Annotated in this window: 10 protein-coding genes; 3 read left to right on the top strand and 7 right to left on the bottom strand. The window is 64.3% G+C overall.

The features are described from left to right. Positions 1-56: 56 nt before the first annotated feature. The 6 genes from recD to QLG02_RS11370 all read right to left on the bottom strand — a co-directional run bounded on the left by recD (position 57) and on the right by QLG02_RS11370 (position 10,778). Positions 57-2,096 (bottom strand): exodeoxyribonuclease V subunit alpha, encoded by a 2,040-nt coding sequence (recD, locus tag QLG02_RS11395; protein WP_282465209.1) that lies wholly within the window; start codon positions 2,094-2,096, stop codon positions 57-59. Continuing rightward, a complete protein-coding gene (gene recB, locus QLG02_RS11390; RefSeq protein WP_282465208.1) occupies positions 2,093-5,698 on the bottom strand; it encodes an exodeoxyribonuclease V subunit beta in 3,606 nt (1,201 codons plus the stop codon). Before recB ends, recD begins: the two co-directional genes overlap by 4 nt. 2 nt (positions 5,699-5,700) lie before the next feature. Then, positions 5,701-9,069 carry an exodeoxyribonuclease V subunit gamma gene (recC, locus tag QLG02_RS11385; RefSeq protein ID WP_282465207.1) on the bottom strand — a complete coding sequence of 1,123 codons (3,369 nt, stop codon included), beginning with the start codon at positions 9,067-9,069 and terminating at the stop codon, positions 5,701-5,703. 226 nt (positions 9,070-9,295) lie between these two features. Beyond that, complete coding sequence (locus QLG02_RS11380; RefSeq protein ID WP_016352231.1) at positions 9,296-9,688, bottom strand: DoxX family protein; 393 nt, start codon at positions 9,686-9,688, stop codon at positions 9,296-9,298. 40 nt (positions 9,689-9,728) lie between these two features. Beyond that, entirely contained in the window at positions 9,729-10,415 is a 687-nt protein-coding gene (locus tag QLG02_RS11375; protein ID WP_016352232.1) for a pirin family protein, read from the bottom strand. A 30-nt stretch (positions 10,416-10,445) separates the two neighbouring features. Then, positions 10,446-10,778: a hypothetical protein gene (locus QLG02_RS11370; protein ID WP_011707661.1), complete on the bottom strand. Its 333-nt coding sequence runs from the start codon at positions 10,776-10,778 to the stop codon at positions 10,446-10,448. Positions 10,779-11,035: 257 nt separating this feature from the next. Between QLG02_RS11370 and QLG02_RS11365 the strand changes: the two genes are divergently transcribed. Both QLG02_RS11365 and QLG02_RS11360 read left to right on the top strand, forming a co-directional pair. Next, positions 11,036-11,950 carry a LysR family transcriptional regulator gene (locus QLG02_RS11365; protein ID WP_282465206.1) on the top strand — a complete coding sequence of 305 codons (915 nt, stop codon included), beginning with the start codon at positions 11,036-11,038 and terminating at the stop codon, positions 11,948-11,950. A 450-nt stretch (positions 11,951-12,400) separates the two neighbouring features. Next, positions 12,401-13,165, top strand: a complete 765-nt coding sequence (locus tag QLG02_RS11360; RefSeq protein ID WP_011707663.1) for a helix-turn-helix transcriptional regulator — start codon at positions 12,401-12,403, stop codon at positions 13,163-13,165. Between the two features lie 187 nt (positions 13,166-13,352). Here the strand turns inward: QLG02_RS11360 and QLG02_RS11355 are convergent, their stop codons facing one another. Beyond that, on the bottom strand, positions 13,353-14,165 hold the full coding sequence (locus tag QLG02_RS11355; RefSeq protein ID WP_282465221.1) for a UTRA domain-containing protein: 813 nt from the start codon (positions 14,163-14,165) through the stop codon (positions 13,353-13,355). Between the two features lie 197 nt (positions 14,166-14,362). Between QLG02_RS11355 and QLG02_RS11350 the strand changes: the two genes are divergently transcribed. Then, the gene (locus QLG02_RS11350; protein ID WP_282465205.1) at positions 14,363-15,409 is read left to right on the top strand and encodes an extracellular solute-binding protein; all 1,047 of its coding nucleotides are present in this window, start codon (positions 14,363-14,365) and stop codon (positions 15,407-15,409) included.

Raw genomic sequence — 15,409 nt, 5'->3', positions numbered from 1 at the left:
TCAATCAAATTATTAAAAAACACGAGCGGAAACCAAGCTGACCTTATAATCCCCAATCACTCCCCCAACCTCTCCGCCAATCCGGAATAACGCTCGGTCTTTTTCCGTACCGCTTGTGCCAGCAGGGCGCGATCGCCGTAAAGATCGAGGCGGGCCTTGGCGCGGGTGATGCCGGTATATACCAGCTCGCGGGTCAGCAGCGGGCTGGGGCTGTCGGGCAGCACCAGCACGGTATGAGCAAACTCCGAGCCCTGGGATTTGTGGATGGTCATGGCGTAGACCGTCTCGTGGGGCGGCAGCCGGCTTGGCAAGAGAGCCCGCAGGGTGCCATCCGGCTGCTCAAACCAGACCTTTAACCGCCCGGTTTTATCGGGCAGGCAGAGCCCCATATCGCCGTTGTAGAGGCCCACGCCGTGGTCGTTGCGCACCACCATCACAGGGCGACCGGCATACCAGTCGCCATCGCGGGCAATCAGGCCGGCCCGTGACAGGGCAAGTTCCAGCCGCTCGTTAAGCCCCACTACCCCGAACGGGCCGTCACGCAGGGCGCAGAGGATCTGGAAGCTGTTGAATGCCTTGAACACGGCGGCGGGAGCCTCCCCCGCGCGGGCCGCCTTCAGATAGCTGCCGTAACCGGCCACCCCCTGGGCAATCAGGGCGTCGTAGGCCTCCCCCGCCCAGGGGTGCAGGCTGATATCGGCAAAGCCCATTCCCCAGACCGCCTCCACCGCCGTGGCATCGCCACTGTTGCAGGCGCGCGCCAGCTGGCCGATGCCCGAATGCTGATCAAAGCGCCAGCTCTTGGCCAGCAAACAGAGGCTGTCGCGCACCGGTGCCCCCGCGGGCGTGCCCTGCAAGCGGTAGCCGGTCTGGCGGGAGAGCCAATCCGCCTGCGCCGGGCTGATGCCCTGTTCGATAAAACTGCAGATATCGCCGAGCACGGCCCCCGCCTCCACCGAGGCGAGCTGATCCTTGTCGCCAAGCAGGATCAGGCGGGCGTGGCTCGGCAGTGCATCGAGCAGACGCGCCATCATCGGCAAATCGACCATGGAGGCCTCATCCACCACCAGCAAGTCGAGGTGCAGCGGGTTGCCCGCGTGGTGGCGGAACTGGCTGCGCCCCGGGATCACCCCGAGCAGCCGATGCAGGGTGCCCGCTTCGGTGGGAATCGCCTCCACCCACTCGGGGGGCAGATCCAGGGCCTGCAGGGCAGAGCCGATACTCTCGGTGAGGCGCGCCGCCGCCTTGCCGGTGGGGGCCACCAGCCGGATCGCCGGGGCCTTGCCCGCTTGCAGGCCGGTCTCCACCAGAATGGCGAGCAGCTTCGCCACCGTGGTGGTCTTGCCGGTGCCGGGACCGCCGGAGATGACCGCAAAGGGGCGCGCCGCCGCGGTGGCCGCCGCCAGCTTCTGGCCGTTGCAGCAGAGCGCCTCGGGCACCAGCGCATCCAGCTTGCTCAAGTCGCTCGCCGCCTGGGCGCTGGCCAGCAGCGCCTCGATGGCGGGCCAATCCACCTCGCTCGGGAACACCAGATCCAGGTACTTCAGGGTAAAGTGGCGAGCCGAAAAGTCAGGGGCAAGGCGGGCCTTGAGCAGTGTCGCGAACACCAGGCCGTAGTCGCGGGCAAACAGCCGCGACAGGGCCGGGGCTATCTCCGGCCATTCGGCTCTTTCACTCAAGGCGCGCAGGTGGCGGGCCACCCCCTGTTCATGATCGTGGTAGCGGGTGAGGTAGAGGCGCCCGCGCCACAGCCGTAGCGGCCAGCGCGGGGCGAGCCCGTCATCCTGCTCGGTGCCAACCAGCGGGCTTGCCACAAACAGGGCGGGCCAGCGGGCAGGATCCGCCAGATCGGCCAGCAGATCCCGGCTCTGATCCGGATCCAGCCCGAACGGGCGCAAGGATCCAGCTGTCAGCATTTCAAGCGGCAGACAGACATGGCCGCGCCCCAGCTCGAAGCAGGTGAGCGCCGCCCCCAGCACCAGCTCGGGGCTGCCGCCCAGATCGGCCACCAGTTTGGCAAATTGCAGATCCAGCTGGCGGATGCGGCCCGCCAGCGCCAAAGCCTTGAGCCGTTCAATCATCATGGTGCCGTTCATGCTTCTACCCCGTTATCCGATACCCCGGCGAGGGCGGGCGCCGCCCCCTCGCTAAACAACCGATCCAGCCCCAGCACCAGCTCACGGCTGGGACGGGTATGGAAAATCCCCCTCTGCGGCATGCCACGCAGGAACAGATAGAAGACCCCGCCAAAGTGCTGCTCGAAGTCGTAACCCGGCAGGCGCAGGGCCAGCAACCGGTGCAGGGCCAGCGAGTAGAGCTGGTATTGCAGGTCGTAGCGGTGCTCGGCCATCGCCTGCTCCAGCGCCGAGCGGCTGTAATCGGCCGGGCTCATGCCGAGGTGGTTGGATTTGTAGTCGAGCAGATACCAGCGCCCTTGCCACTCGAACACCAGATCGATAAAGCCCTTGAGCATCCCCTGCACGGTGGCAAAGCTGAGCGGCTTGTTGCCCCGCGACAGCGGGTCGTACTGCTGGCAGAGCGCGGTCAGCGCCGGTGCCGTCACCCGTCCCATGGGCAGGAAGAACTCCAGCTCCACCTGCTTGCGCTCGGGGGCCAGATCCCGCAGCCGTACCGGCTCGCCAAAGCCCGTTTCCAGCGGGGTATCCAGCACCGCCTCCACCTGCTGTTGCAGCACGGGCGCCCAGCTCTCGTCGAAGCCATCTTGCGCCAGCAGGGTGGCGATGTGCTCCGCCAGCGGCTCGCCGCCGGCGCTCTGAAAATCGATGGTCTCGAACAGGCTGTGCAGCAAGGTGCCGGGGCGCGCCCCTTTCGGGAAGGTGAAGATGGAGGGCTGGGGCGCTTCTTCCGGTTGTTCAACCGCCAGCGCAGCCGCCTCGGTGACGACCTCGTCATCGAAGCCGGGATTGGCCAGCACCCCCTTGCTGTGGCCGTGGCCCTGCGCCGCCAACCCGGAGTAGGAGCTGATCCACCAGTCCCGCTCGAGGGTGCCGGTAAAGTAGCGCACCTGCGGCTCGCCCATTTGCTCCGCCTCCGCCGCCATGGGGGCCGGGCGAGTGAGCGAGGGCTCACCGACGGCCACCCCGGGCAGCGCCTGTGCCAGCTCGGTCAGGGCAGTCGCCAGTGTGGTGGCATCCCCCTCCTCACCCTTTTGCAACAGGTAGCCGATGGCGGTCTGGTGCAGGTCGGTCTGCTCCGACTTGCCATTGCCGGAGCGCACCGGCGCCAGCCCCAGCCAGGTGGCGTAGACGCCCCGGGTCAGCGCCACATAGAGCAGCCGCAGATCTTCGGCAAGCCGCTCGCGGTCGGCCTCGGCCAGGGACGCCTCGGCGCCGGTGAGATCGAGCACGGTGCGATTGCCTGCGCCGTCCGCTTCGTGGAACAGCGGGGTATCGGCAGCGCGGTGGCTGCAGATGAAGGGCAGGAACACCAGCGGGTACTCCAGTCCCTTGGATTTGTGGATGGTGACGATCTGCACCAGCTTGCGCTCGGATTCCAGCCGCAGTACCTGCTCCGCATCCTGGCCGTCGGGGCGACTCGCCGCCTCCCCCAGCCAGCGCAGCAGGGCATATTCGCCATCCAGCTCGCAGCTCACCTGTTGCAGCAGCTCGCCGAGGTGGAGGAAGTTGGTCAGCCGCCGCTCGCCATTCGGGCTCGCCAGCAGGGAGGAGGCGAGATTGCGCCGGTGCAGCAGGGCGCGCAGCATAGCCAGCACGCCGCGCTTGTGCCAGATCTTGCGGTACTCCATAAACTCCTGCACCGCGCTCTCCCACGCCCGCTCGTCGCTGGCGAGCTCGTCGAGCGCCTTGGCGTCCAAATCGAACAGCCCGGTGGCGAGCGCCGCCCTAAGGCTCCGTTCCTCCCCCGGGTTCTGACAGGCGTGCAGAATGAGCAGGATCTCCCGCGCCTCCACCTGCGCCAGCACGCTCTCGCGATTCGACAGGTAGACGGAGGCGATGGCGAGCCGTGCCAGCTCCTGCTGCACCAGCTTGCCCTCGGCGCCGGTGCGCACCAGCACGGCGATGTCCCCCGCTTTCACCGGCTGGTCACCAATCTGCGCCTTGCCATCACGGGCCTGGGTCAGCAGGCGGTGGATCTCCACCGCCGTGGCGCGGGCCATCCGGCTCTGGTAATCCCCCTTGTTGAAGGTGGGCTGGCCGCTCAGCTGCCAGCAGTGGAGCACGGGAGCGGCTTCGCCATCCAGCTGCAGCGCCTTGCTCTTGCCCTGCGCCTCCACCGGCAGGAAGGGGATATCCGCCTCGTAGATAAAGGGATCCTTGGCCCGCTCGAACAGACCGTTGACCGCCGCCACCAGCGCGCTGCTGGAGCGCCAGTTGCGCCCGAGGGTGTAGTGGGCGCTCACATTTCGCCGCGCCTGAATGTAGGTAAAGATGTCGGCGCCGCGAAAGCCGTAGATGGCCTGCTTGGGGTCACCGATCATCAGCAGTGCCGTGTCGGTGTGGCCACCGTAAAGACGGTGGAAGATGCGGTACTGCTGGGGGTCGGTATCCTGAAATTCATCGATCATCGCCACCCGGTAGGTGGCGCGAATGCGCTCGCACAGCCGCTCGCCAAGGCCGGAGCCGAGCGCACCGTCGAGGTCTTTGAGCAGGTCATCGAACGAGAGCTGATGAGCTTGGCGCTTGCTCGCCTGCATCCGGCTGCGCACCACCACCGCCGCCCGTTGCAGGATCAGATCGCGAATACCGGGACGGCTCGCCAGCAATTCGTCGATCTGGCTAAAGAGCGGCAGGGTCGGTACCGCCCCCCCCTTCTTGAGGTTCTCCTCCAGCACCGTCTGGCCGAAGCGCTCCAGCTCCTTGGGAATGGCGTAGCCGCTGGCCTCGTCCTGTGCCCAGTCGGCTATCTTGGCGAGCCACCCTTCGTAGTTCTTGCCGGTGTAGCGGCTTACTTGCCCATCGGTCTGACGGCGGATCTCGTCCCCTTGCGCCAGCCATTCGCGTTTCACCGCCTCAATGCGGGCCATGGCCGCCTGATGGCGGGCGGCGAGGGTCTCGTCCCCCGCCGGCGGGCGCATCTCCAGCTCGCTGTTGTCGAGCCAGCTGCCCATCTCCCGCAGCAGGGCGGCGGGGCTCGGCCAGAGCGCACGCACCGCGCGGGCCAGCGCCTCGTCCACCGGATAGAACTCGGATCGCCAGTAGTCGCTCACCGCCTGCAGCCTGAGCTGGCTGTCGTCGGTGAGAAATTCGGTTTCAAAGAGGGCGCCCGACTCGAAGGCGTTCTGTTTCAGCATCCGCTGGCAGAAGCCGTGGATGGTGAAGACCGCCGCCTCGTCCATCTGGCGCTCGGCGGCCAGCAGCCGGCGGGCCGCCAGTTCGTGATCCTCCACTTCCGCCAGCAGCTGGCTCAGCAGGGCGTCCTTGCTTTCACCGCGCATAAAGGCGAGGCGCGCCTCATGGATGCGGGCGCGGATCCGCCCGCGCAGCTCGGCGGTAGCCGCCTCGGTAAAGGTCACCACCAGGATTTCGGTCACCGAGAGCGGCCGCTCGTGGGCGCTGGGCTGACCGGCGTCTTCACCTTCTTCGATGAGCGGGCCATGACCCAGCAGCAGGCGCAGGTAGAGACCGGCAATGGTGTAGGTCTTGCCGGTGCCGGCAGAGGCCTCGATCAGTCGTTCACCATGGAGGGGAAAACGTAATGTATTGAGCGGGTTAGCCATGATTACATCATCTCCATGGTGGTCAGCAGCGGGGTCAGGTGTTCACGGGCCAGCGTCTGCAACTGGGCCAGCACGGCCTCGTCCAGTTCCGGGAAACAGCGGGCGACATAAGCGTCTTCCCCCTCCCCCTTGGCCATGTAGCCACCGTTGAAGCGGGTGAGAGCCGCCTTGTCGGCCGCCTCCGGTTTCTCCGGATCCTTCTCGATCGCCTTGAGCCACTCCCAGGCGGTGCTCGGGAAGAAGGGCAGCGGCCGCTTCATCCCCTGCATCCAGAGCGCCACCAGCGCCGCCAGTTTGGGCCGCGCCTCGTCAGCCGGGAGCCTGGCCAGCCGCAGACTCTGCTTGGCGTCAAACAGCAGGGTGTCGCCGGGGGCGTCGCTCAAGGAGAGGCAGAGGTGCTGGATCCAGCCCAGCAACAGATCCTTGCCGTTGAAGCTGCCGGGTTTGACCACCAGCAAGCGTCCCTTCTGGGTGTCGATCCACCCTTGCAGCTGACCCTGGGCCAGCGCGATATCGACCTCCACCGCCTGTTTCTCCGCCTCATTGGCTGCCACCCAGGGCCGCAGCCGATCCGCCAGCTTGCCCATCTCGGCATCCAGATCCTCCAGCAGCAGGCTGCCGAACCACCCTTGCGGCAGCAGACCGGTGAGCTGCAGCCGCTCGCGCCGTTTGCTCACACTATCGCTCCGCTCTGGACTGTCCCCCTCGGCCAGGTGAGCATTGAGCAGCAGGTCTTTCAGCTGATAGTGTTGCAGGCCATCCAGCTCGAACGGTTCGCTCTCCTCGATGTTGGCCTCATTAAGCTCGAACCACACCTTGAGACGGCGGTTGAGGAAGTAGCGGGCTGGCTGGCGATAGAAGCGCAGCAGCTCCGCCAGCTCCAGCCCCTGCTCCTTGCCCCATTCGGGAGGTAAGGGCAGCTCGCCACTCTGGAAGTTGGCCGCCCCGCGCTGCGGATGGAGGGCCGGCAGCCAGTCGGCGGCATAGGTAAAGAGGCCGGAACCTGCCGCCGGATAGAAGTAGGCGTGGCTGTAGGGGGTGAGCGGATGCTGGGTGATCAGGTGCGCCAGCAGCCGCTTGCCGGAGCTTTCGTCATCGAGGTGCTCATCCCCCGCCAGCACGAAACCCTGCCGCACATAGTCGATGAGTTCGGCCAGCAGCACCGAGGGCACCTTGTCGCTGTTGTCCTGGGCGCTGAAGCCCTGATAGCTGATGTAGAGCCCCTGCTGGGCGCTGAGCAGCGCCTCGAGGAACAGGTAGCGGTCATCGTCGCGACGGGAGCGATCCCCCCGCCGGCCCGCCACCGCCATCAGGTCAAACCCCATGGGTGGCAGGGTGCGCGGGTAGACGCCGTCGTTCATGCCGAGCAGGCAGACCTGCTTGAAGGGGATGGAGCGCATCGGCATCAGGGTGCAGAAGTTGACCTGACCGGCGAGGAAGCGCTGACTGGAGCGGGACTCCCCCAGCACGCTGCCGAGGTAATCCTGCAGCAGATCGGCACTGATGGGCTGCTCGAAGCGGGCTTCGCCAAGCTGGGCGAGCCAGTCGGCCAGCTGGCTGCGGATCAGCTGCAGCTGGCGCTCTTCATCCTCGTCGGCCAGATAGAAGCGCTCCAGCAGCGCGTTGAGGCAGGCGACCCACTCCCCCAGCGGCTGCGCCTGTTGCAGGCGGGGCAAAAATTCGGCCAGCGAGTCGACAAACCAGGCGAGCTTGCCGAGCGCCAACCCCTGCTGACCCTCGATATCGGCGTAAGGCAAGATGCCCACCACCGGTTCGCCGTCACCCATGGCAAAGCCGAGCAGCATGCGGCGCAGGCCGAACAGCCAGCTGTTGCCAGAGAGGCGCGGCAGATCGAAGCGCTCTGGGTAGCCGTCATCCAGCCCCCAGCGGATGCCGGTCTCCTGCACCCAGACCCGCAGCTGGTTGAACTCCTCGTCATCCAGCTCGAAGCGGCGCAGCACGGCGGGCACCTCGAGAATGGCGAGCAGCTCGCCCGCCCCGAAGCGGGCGTTGGGCAGCCTGAGCAGGGCGAGGAAGCTCTGCAGCAGCGGGCTCTCCTGACTGGCCGCCCGATCCGACACCGCGAAGGGGATCTGGCCGCGCGCGCCAAATACCGCCTGAATGTAGGGGCCGTAGCTGTTCACGTCCGGCATCATCACCACCACATCTTTCGGGGTGAGGGATTTGTCCTGCTCGAACAGCGCCAGCAGCCGGTCGTGCAGCACCTCGAGCTCGCGCATCGGGCCATGACAGGCGTGGATCTGCAGGGATCCATCCGCCGGATCGAGCGGGCTCTTGTGGTGGCTGGCGTCGAGATCGAACTGGCCGGCACCCCGTTCGGCCAGCTCCAGCACATCCTTCTGGATAGCGTGCAGCAGCCTGATATTGCCCTTGCCATCCAGCTCGTCGATATCGACGAAGGCCTCTATTTGCGGCACCTCCAATTCCATCAGCTGATGCAGGTAGTCGCGCCCCAGCTTGCCCATGGAGGCAAGCAGCGGGTTGGCGGTGCCCTGCAGAGTCTCGATGTCGGTGCCGGGCTTGAGCTTGTTCTCCAACCGCGCCAGCGTCTTGCGATCGAGCAGATCACCCCAGTAGTAGCGGCAGGGGTTGGTGACGAACAGGTGCACCTCCACCTCCGGCCGGCTGCCGAGGGCCAGCAACGCCTCCACATAGCGCGGTGGCAGTGCCGAGATGCCGAACACGAAGACCCGCTGCGGCAGCTTGCCCGGCAGCGTGGCGGTACGCGCCAGCTCGTGGATAAACTCCTCGTAGAGGTTGGCGCGGTGGTAGCCGCTCGGAGAGAGCGCCAGGGTGCGAGCCACCAGCTCGCGCCACAGCTCGGGCTGCCAATCCTGACCGCTCACCCCGGCCAGCTCCTGGCTCAACCCTTCCCCCTGTTCCCAGCGGGCGATCCAGTCCGGCCGGTAGACCAGATACTGGTCGAACAGATCCGCCACCTTCTGGCAGAGCTGCCACAGCCGCACCTGCTCGGGATCCTTGGCAGGATCCGCATCCTCCCCGCCCAGATAGGCGGCCAGCGGCGCAAAGGCCGGGCGATCGAGCAGGGCAGGCAGAATGGTCATCAGCTGCCAGCTCATGGCGCCCTTGTTGTAGGGGCTCTGGCGCGGCACGTCCGCCAGCACCTGGGTGAACATCTCCCAGATAAAGCTGGCGGGCAGCGGAAAGTCGATATTGGCGGCGATGCCGAAGGCTTTGGCCAGCTCCAGCTTGAGCCACTGGGCCATGCCCGGACTCTGCACCAGGATCTGCTCCCTATCGAAGGGGTGAGAGAGAGGCGCCTGCCGGATGCGGCTCACCAGCAGCTCTTTGAGCAGATCCAGCTGATTGGAGTGGTAGAGGGTAAACATGGGCAATTCCCGCCAGAGCAAAAGAGGGGTCAGCGCGGGAAAACCTCAAGGATCCCCGTCACTTCACAGGTATCGGGATTGTCGGGGATCGGGGGGGAAGATGCAAAAGGCGCTTGTTGTCGCCGATCACGTCGCCGTCATCTGCCGCAGGCAAATGTGACGGGCATAAAAAAGCCGGTGCGATTGCACCGGCCAAAAGGCGTTGGAAAACTCGAACCTGCGGGGTTTACCAGTTCTTGCCGAAGCGGGCATCCAGGCTGAAGGCCCCTGCACCGGCTGCCGCCAGGGCCAGGAAACCACCGGCCACGGAGACGTTCTTCATGAACATCAGCATCTGCATCTGGTCGGCAGGCTGATAGTGGAAAATAAAGGCGGCCATCAGGGTGAAACCGGCCATCAGCACGGAGAGGCTGCGAGTAAACAGGCCCAGCATGATGGCGAGGCCACCGCCCAGCTCCAGCAGGATCACCAGCGGCAGGATGAAACCAGGCACGCCCATGGCTTCCATGTACCCCTGGGTACCGGCGTAACCGCCGATCTTGCCCCAGCCCGCAATCACAAACATCAGAGCCAGCAGAACGCGACCCACCAGCAGTGCCAAATCTTTCATCTTGTCCATTTCAATATCCTCGTTTTGCGTCACATCACCGCTGACTGCTTCAGGGTAGGTCAAATAACAGGGCTTGGCTGGCACTCGCGGCCACCAGATCCCATTTGGGCTCATCACGACTGAGAACCCCGTCGCCGGGTCGGGCAGCCAGACCGTTGGCGGTCAGCTCCCCTGAAATCATCTGCAGGTAGCCGTGTCGGCCGGCCAGCTCCCAGGTGAGGCTCTCACCCGGTTCAAGCTGCAAACGCCAGACGCGGGCCTGCTGGCGGATCCTGAAGGATCCTGCTTCGCCGTCCGGTGACGCCACCAGCGTCATGCCCGGATTGGCTTCAATCTTCTTCTGCTGATAGCCGGGTGTCGTGCCGTGTTCGTTCGGCTCGATCCAGATTTGCAGCAGGGAGAGCGGCTCGGTCTGCGAGGGGTTGTACTCGCTGTGCCGGATGCCGGACCCCGCGCTCATCAGCTGGAAATCCCCCGCCGGGATCTGCTCGGCATGGCCGAGGCTGTCCTTGTGCTCTATGGTGCCTTGCAGCACGCAGGTCAGGATTTCCATGTTGGCGTGAGGGTGGGTCGCGAAACCGCCACCCGGCGCCACCAGATCCTGATTGATGACCCGCAGCACTGAATGCCCCATCCAGTCCGGGTCGTAGTAGTGCCCGAAGGAAAAGCTGTGGCGCGCATCCAGCCAGCCGAAGTTGGCCTTGCCGCGCGCTTCTGCGGCTCTCAATTTCATCATGGTGTGCTCCTCACGTACCGATACGGTTGATTAACGCTGCTTGCCGCTACCGATGCCGAACGGAATGCGGTAGTCGCTGCTCTGCTCACCCAGGCTCACGGTCAGGTTGCCCTGGGTGCGGCTCGGGATCTGTACCTGCTGGCTGCCCATCAGGTTGGCATGGACGGAGGCAACCAGGTCACCAGACTCGTCACGCACTTCCAGCATGGGGTTGCCCTTGCCTTCCACCGCGGCGGTGGCGTGCCAGTTCACAAACAGCACGCCCGGGGCGGCGTTGAGGTCAGCCGGGACGGAAGCCTGAGCAAAACCTGCGGTCATCAGGCCTGCAACGGCCAGCATCTTGATTACGTTTTTCATGTTCATTCACTCTCTTGGTTTTATGTCATTGCCAAGGCCGCTGTGGCCAGAATCAATGCATCCATGCAAGAGGTCATTCAAATAGTGTGTTGTTCTTTCACCGAAGTCAGACTCCCTGATTGATGGAGTCACAGTCTGGAACTACCCGTTTATTTGGCTGCTTGGCGTTCCTGCCTAAGCGTTGATTGAATATTAAAGACACTTGGCCTAACTTGTTAGCGAGATAAACTGGCAAACATGTTCAAAAAAATTGAAGGCAATTTATGGCCAAGGAACTGAACAAGGAGCGGGCGCTGACCCTGGAAGCCATCCGGGTGCTGGATGCCATCGACCGCCGTGGCAGCTTCGCGGCGGCGGCCGACGAACTGGGCAAGGTGCCCTCGGCGCTGAGCTACACGGTGCAGAAGCTGGAAGACGAGCTAGACGCCATGCTGTTCGACCGCAGCGGCCACAGAACCAAGTTCACCCCGGCCGGCCGCATGCTGCTGGAGCGGGGCCGGGTGCTGCTGGAGGCGGCCGAGCATCTGGTTGGCGAGACCCGGGCGCTGGCCCGTGGCTGGGAGACCGACATCACCATAGCCGTCGATGCCCTGGTACCGCTGCAGGCGCTCTATCCCCTGGTCGAAAGGCTGGCGGAGCTGACGGATACCCGGCTCAGGTTTCGCGCCGAGGTGCTGGCGGGCAGCTGGGAGTGTCTGGAAGATGGCCGGGCCGACCTGCTCATCTCCTCCCTCAACCCCGACATCATGCTGACCGGCATCAAGCATCAGGCGCTGCAGGAGGAGGTGATGCTCTACGTCGCCCACCCGGATCACCCGCTGCATCAGGAGCCCGAGCCCCTGGCGGACGATACCCTGCGCCGCTACCGCGCCATCGCAGTGGCCGACACGGCGCTGCGCAAGCCGGTGCTCACCTATCGCCTGCTCGACAAGCAGCCGCGGCTGACCGTCAGCACCATGGGCGAGAAGCGCGACGCCCTGCTGGCGGGGATCGGGGTCGGCACCATGCCGCTGAGCTGGATAGAAGAGGACATCCGGGCCGGACGGCTCAAGGTGATCAGCCCCGAGTATCGCCACCAGATCCAGGTCGTGCTGGCCTGGCGGCGCGACACCATGGGCAAGGCCAAGAGCTGGCTGATCCGGGAGATCCCCAAGCTGTTTCCCTGCAAGGGGGAGTAAGGCGGGCGCTAACAGAAAGGGGGCGCAAGCAGCAACTGCGGGCTGCCGGTGCCCCGCCGCTTGACGGCGGGCGCAAATTCGGAGAAAAGAAAAAAGCGGCCCTCTTGCGAGTTCCGCTCAATGCCAGGAAAGAATAAAAACCTTGCGGTTTAAAAAACCCTTAAATTGGAAGCAAACAATCGATTTCTCAACCAGGAAGGTCTTGAATCCGATTCGTGTTGAATTATGCGCGATGTTTTATGCGCCACCAGCAAAATGTTGAATGGTTGAAGGATATGCACCGCAGAGTATCACTATCTGCAACCTTCCACTCAGACTGGTCTGGCCATTTCCATCGATTACGCCGGGTTTGTTTCCTCTGGTTTTTTTAAGTGTCAGTATCTGAGCCCATAACGACAAAAGAACTCAGTTTCTGACACAACATAAAGATGCAGATAAAGGAATAGTTGCATGACCTACAGCCAGACCCTGGCCAACAATATTCTCGACACCCTGAAGAAGACCCTGACCGACAAGGGGATCCGCTATCAGACCCTGGCAGAAGCCATGGGCGTCTCCATCGCCACCGTCAAACGGATGATGAACAAGCCCTCCCTGCCGTTCGATACCCTGCTGGAGATCTGCCACCTGGTGGGGCTGTCGTTCGAGGAGCTGCTGGACCGCACCCAGGACGCCCAGAGCCGCCGTGCCGTCTTCACCCAGGAGCAGGACGAGGCATTCCACAAGGAGCCCGGCCTCTACGCCTTTCTCGCCAACATCTTCTGGCGCGACAAGACGTTAATCGATCTCAAGCGGGAGTACGGCCTGACCGATGCCTCCTGCTACCTCTATCTGCGCAAGCTGGAGAAGCTCGGCATCCTGCAGCTCGGCATCGACAACAGCTACCACTTCCTCATCAGCGAACGGATCAGCTTCGAGCAGCACAGCCGCTTCGCCCGCCAGCAGGCGCGCCAGGCCATGTCCGTGCTGGGGGACTATCTGGTGGAGAACATGCACAAGTCCAACAACTACATGGCGCTGTGCCAGCTCCATCTGGACGAGAGCGAGGCGATGGCGCTGATCGAGCGGATGAAGGAGTACTGGCACCAGGAGCTCAAACTCAACCGCCCCGCCATCGGCCAGCGGGAGGGCAGCAAGACCTACACCATGTCGTTGCAGCTGGCCGACTGCGGCTACCAGAGCTTCGACGACCTGATCCCCAATATCGACAACTGATCCCGGCGGATCCTGCGGGATCCGCCTCCCCTCCTTTCCACGCAGACATGGCCCGCCAGAGCGGGCCGGATCATCCCTGATCCGCGAGCTGGATCTGCGCCGGCCTGTCGAATGCAGGTGGCTGCAATGCTCGCGTATCGAGACAGATGCGGATGGCCACTGTAACCGCCAGTGCTTTGGATATCCCCTAGTCGGCGAGCCGGGTTTGCTGCAGCTTGCCTGCGAGCGGCTGCAATACTCGCGTATCGAGGCAGATACGGATCGCATCCGGTCGCCAGTGCTCGATGTCGCAATCCACCAGCCCTCCCCGCTCGTCGTAGTTGACCCGCACCAGCCGCAGCACGGCACTCCCATCCGCCAGATTGAGGGCGCGGGCGATGGCGCCGCGCGCCGCCGAGGGGGTGATCTCGAGACTCGCCCCCCCCTGGCCTATGCCATAGCGTTGCTGATAGAGCTCGGTGAGGGAGCTGGCCAGCGGCGCGCTGGCGATATCGGGAAAGCGGCTGGCCAGCAGGTGGTGGCTGACGTGCAGCACAGGGCGACCGTCGATGAGGCGCAGGCGGCGGATTTCATACAGCGGCGTAAAAGGATCCAGCCCCATCCAGCGGCACAGCTCGCTGCTGGCGAGCTCGCTGCCGTGGGCCAGCACCCGGGTTTCGGCGGTGCGCTGCTGCTCGCCGATCCACTGGTGAAAGTGGGTGTGGATGGCGGGATCGTAGGTGAGTCTTGGCGGCGCCACGAACCAGCCTCGGCGCTCGGCCCGGTAGATGAGGCCATCCGCCTCGAGGCTCGAGAGCGCCTCCTTGATGGTGATGCGGGTGGTGGCGAAGCGCTCGCTCAGGGCCCGTTCGGCGGGCAACTGCTGCCCCGCACCCAGCTGGCCGCTGCCGATATAGCGGCGCAGGGTCTGGCAAATCTGTTCACACTTGGAGGCGCGGCCATCGGCCGCGACCCGCTCGCTCAATCTCGATTCAATCACGCTCATGTCCCTGTCGCTCATCCTGACTGCGGCGGCTGGCTTAGCCATTGCTGGAGTAGTCCAGCTTCACTTGGGTTCAGAGTTGTAACCGCTGTGGATGACAGCGCCATGACAGGGCGATTGTCATCAAACTGCCATCAAAGCGCCCCGCCACCGTCATATTTCCCCTCTAGCATCCCTCTCGAACCTTAACTGACCTAGTCCAGAGGGATGGGATGATGAAAAGCGTGATCGCAAGTGCACTGGCCCTGGTGGCCATCAGTCAGCCACTGTTTGCCGCCGACAATATCGCGGATCTCGAGAAGGCCGCTCGCGGTGAAGGCCAGCTCAGCAGCATCGGCATGCCCGACAGCTGGGCCAACTGGAAGGATACCTGGCAGCAGCTCGGCAGCATCTACGGCATCAAGCATCAGGATACCGACATGAGCTCGGCGCAGGAGATCGCCAAGTTTGCCGCCGAGAAGGCCAATGCCACCGCCGACATCGGTGACGTGGGCGGCGCCTTCGGCCCGGTGGCGGTCAAGCAGGGGGTCACCCAGCCCTACAAGCCCTCCACCTGGGCCGACATTCCCAACTGGGCCAAGGATGCCGACGGTCACTGGATGCTGGCCTATACCGGCACCATCGCCTTCCTGATCAACAAGGATCTGGTCAAGGCTGCCCCGACCAGCTGGCAGTCCCTGCTGGGTGGCGACTACAAGGTGACCCTGGGTGACGTCGGTGTTGCCTCCCAGGCCAACAACGGCGTGCTGGCGGCGGCCTATGCCACCGGAGGTAGCGAGAAGAATCTCAAGCCCGCCCTGGAGCTGTTCGGCAAGCTGGCCCAGCAGGGCCGCCTGTCGCTGAACGACCCCACCATAGCCAACATCGAGAAGGGCGAGGTGGAAGTGGGTGTGCTGTGGGACTTCAACGCGCTGAACTACCGCGACCAGATCGACCCCAAGAAGTTTGAGGTGGTGATCCCGAGCGACGGCTCCGTCATCGCCGGTTACACCACCATCATCAACAAATGGGCCAAGAACCCCAACGCCGCCAAGCTGGCACGGGAATACATCCTCTCCGACGCCGGCCAGATCAACCTGGCGCGCGGCTATGCCCGCCCCATTCGCAGCAACGTGACCCTGCCGGACGACGTCAAGGCCAAGCTGCTGCCGGCCGAGCAGTACGCCAATGCCAAGCCGGTACAGGATCACGCCGCCTGGGAGCAGAGCTCCAAGGCCCTGCCGCGCCAGTGGCAGGAAACCGTCATGATCAACATGCAATAA

Origin of the sequence: Aeromonas sp. V90_14, assembly GCF_029967615.1 — a bacterium.
GTDB lineage: Bacteria > Pseudomonadota > Gammaproteobacteria > Enterobacterales > Aeromonadaceae > Aeromonas > Aeromonas hydrophila.
The sequence above is the reverse complement of the archived record's forward strand: the minus strand, read 5'-3'. Positions and strand labels throughout refer to the sequence as shown.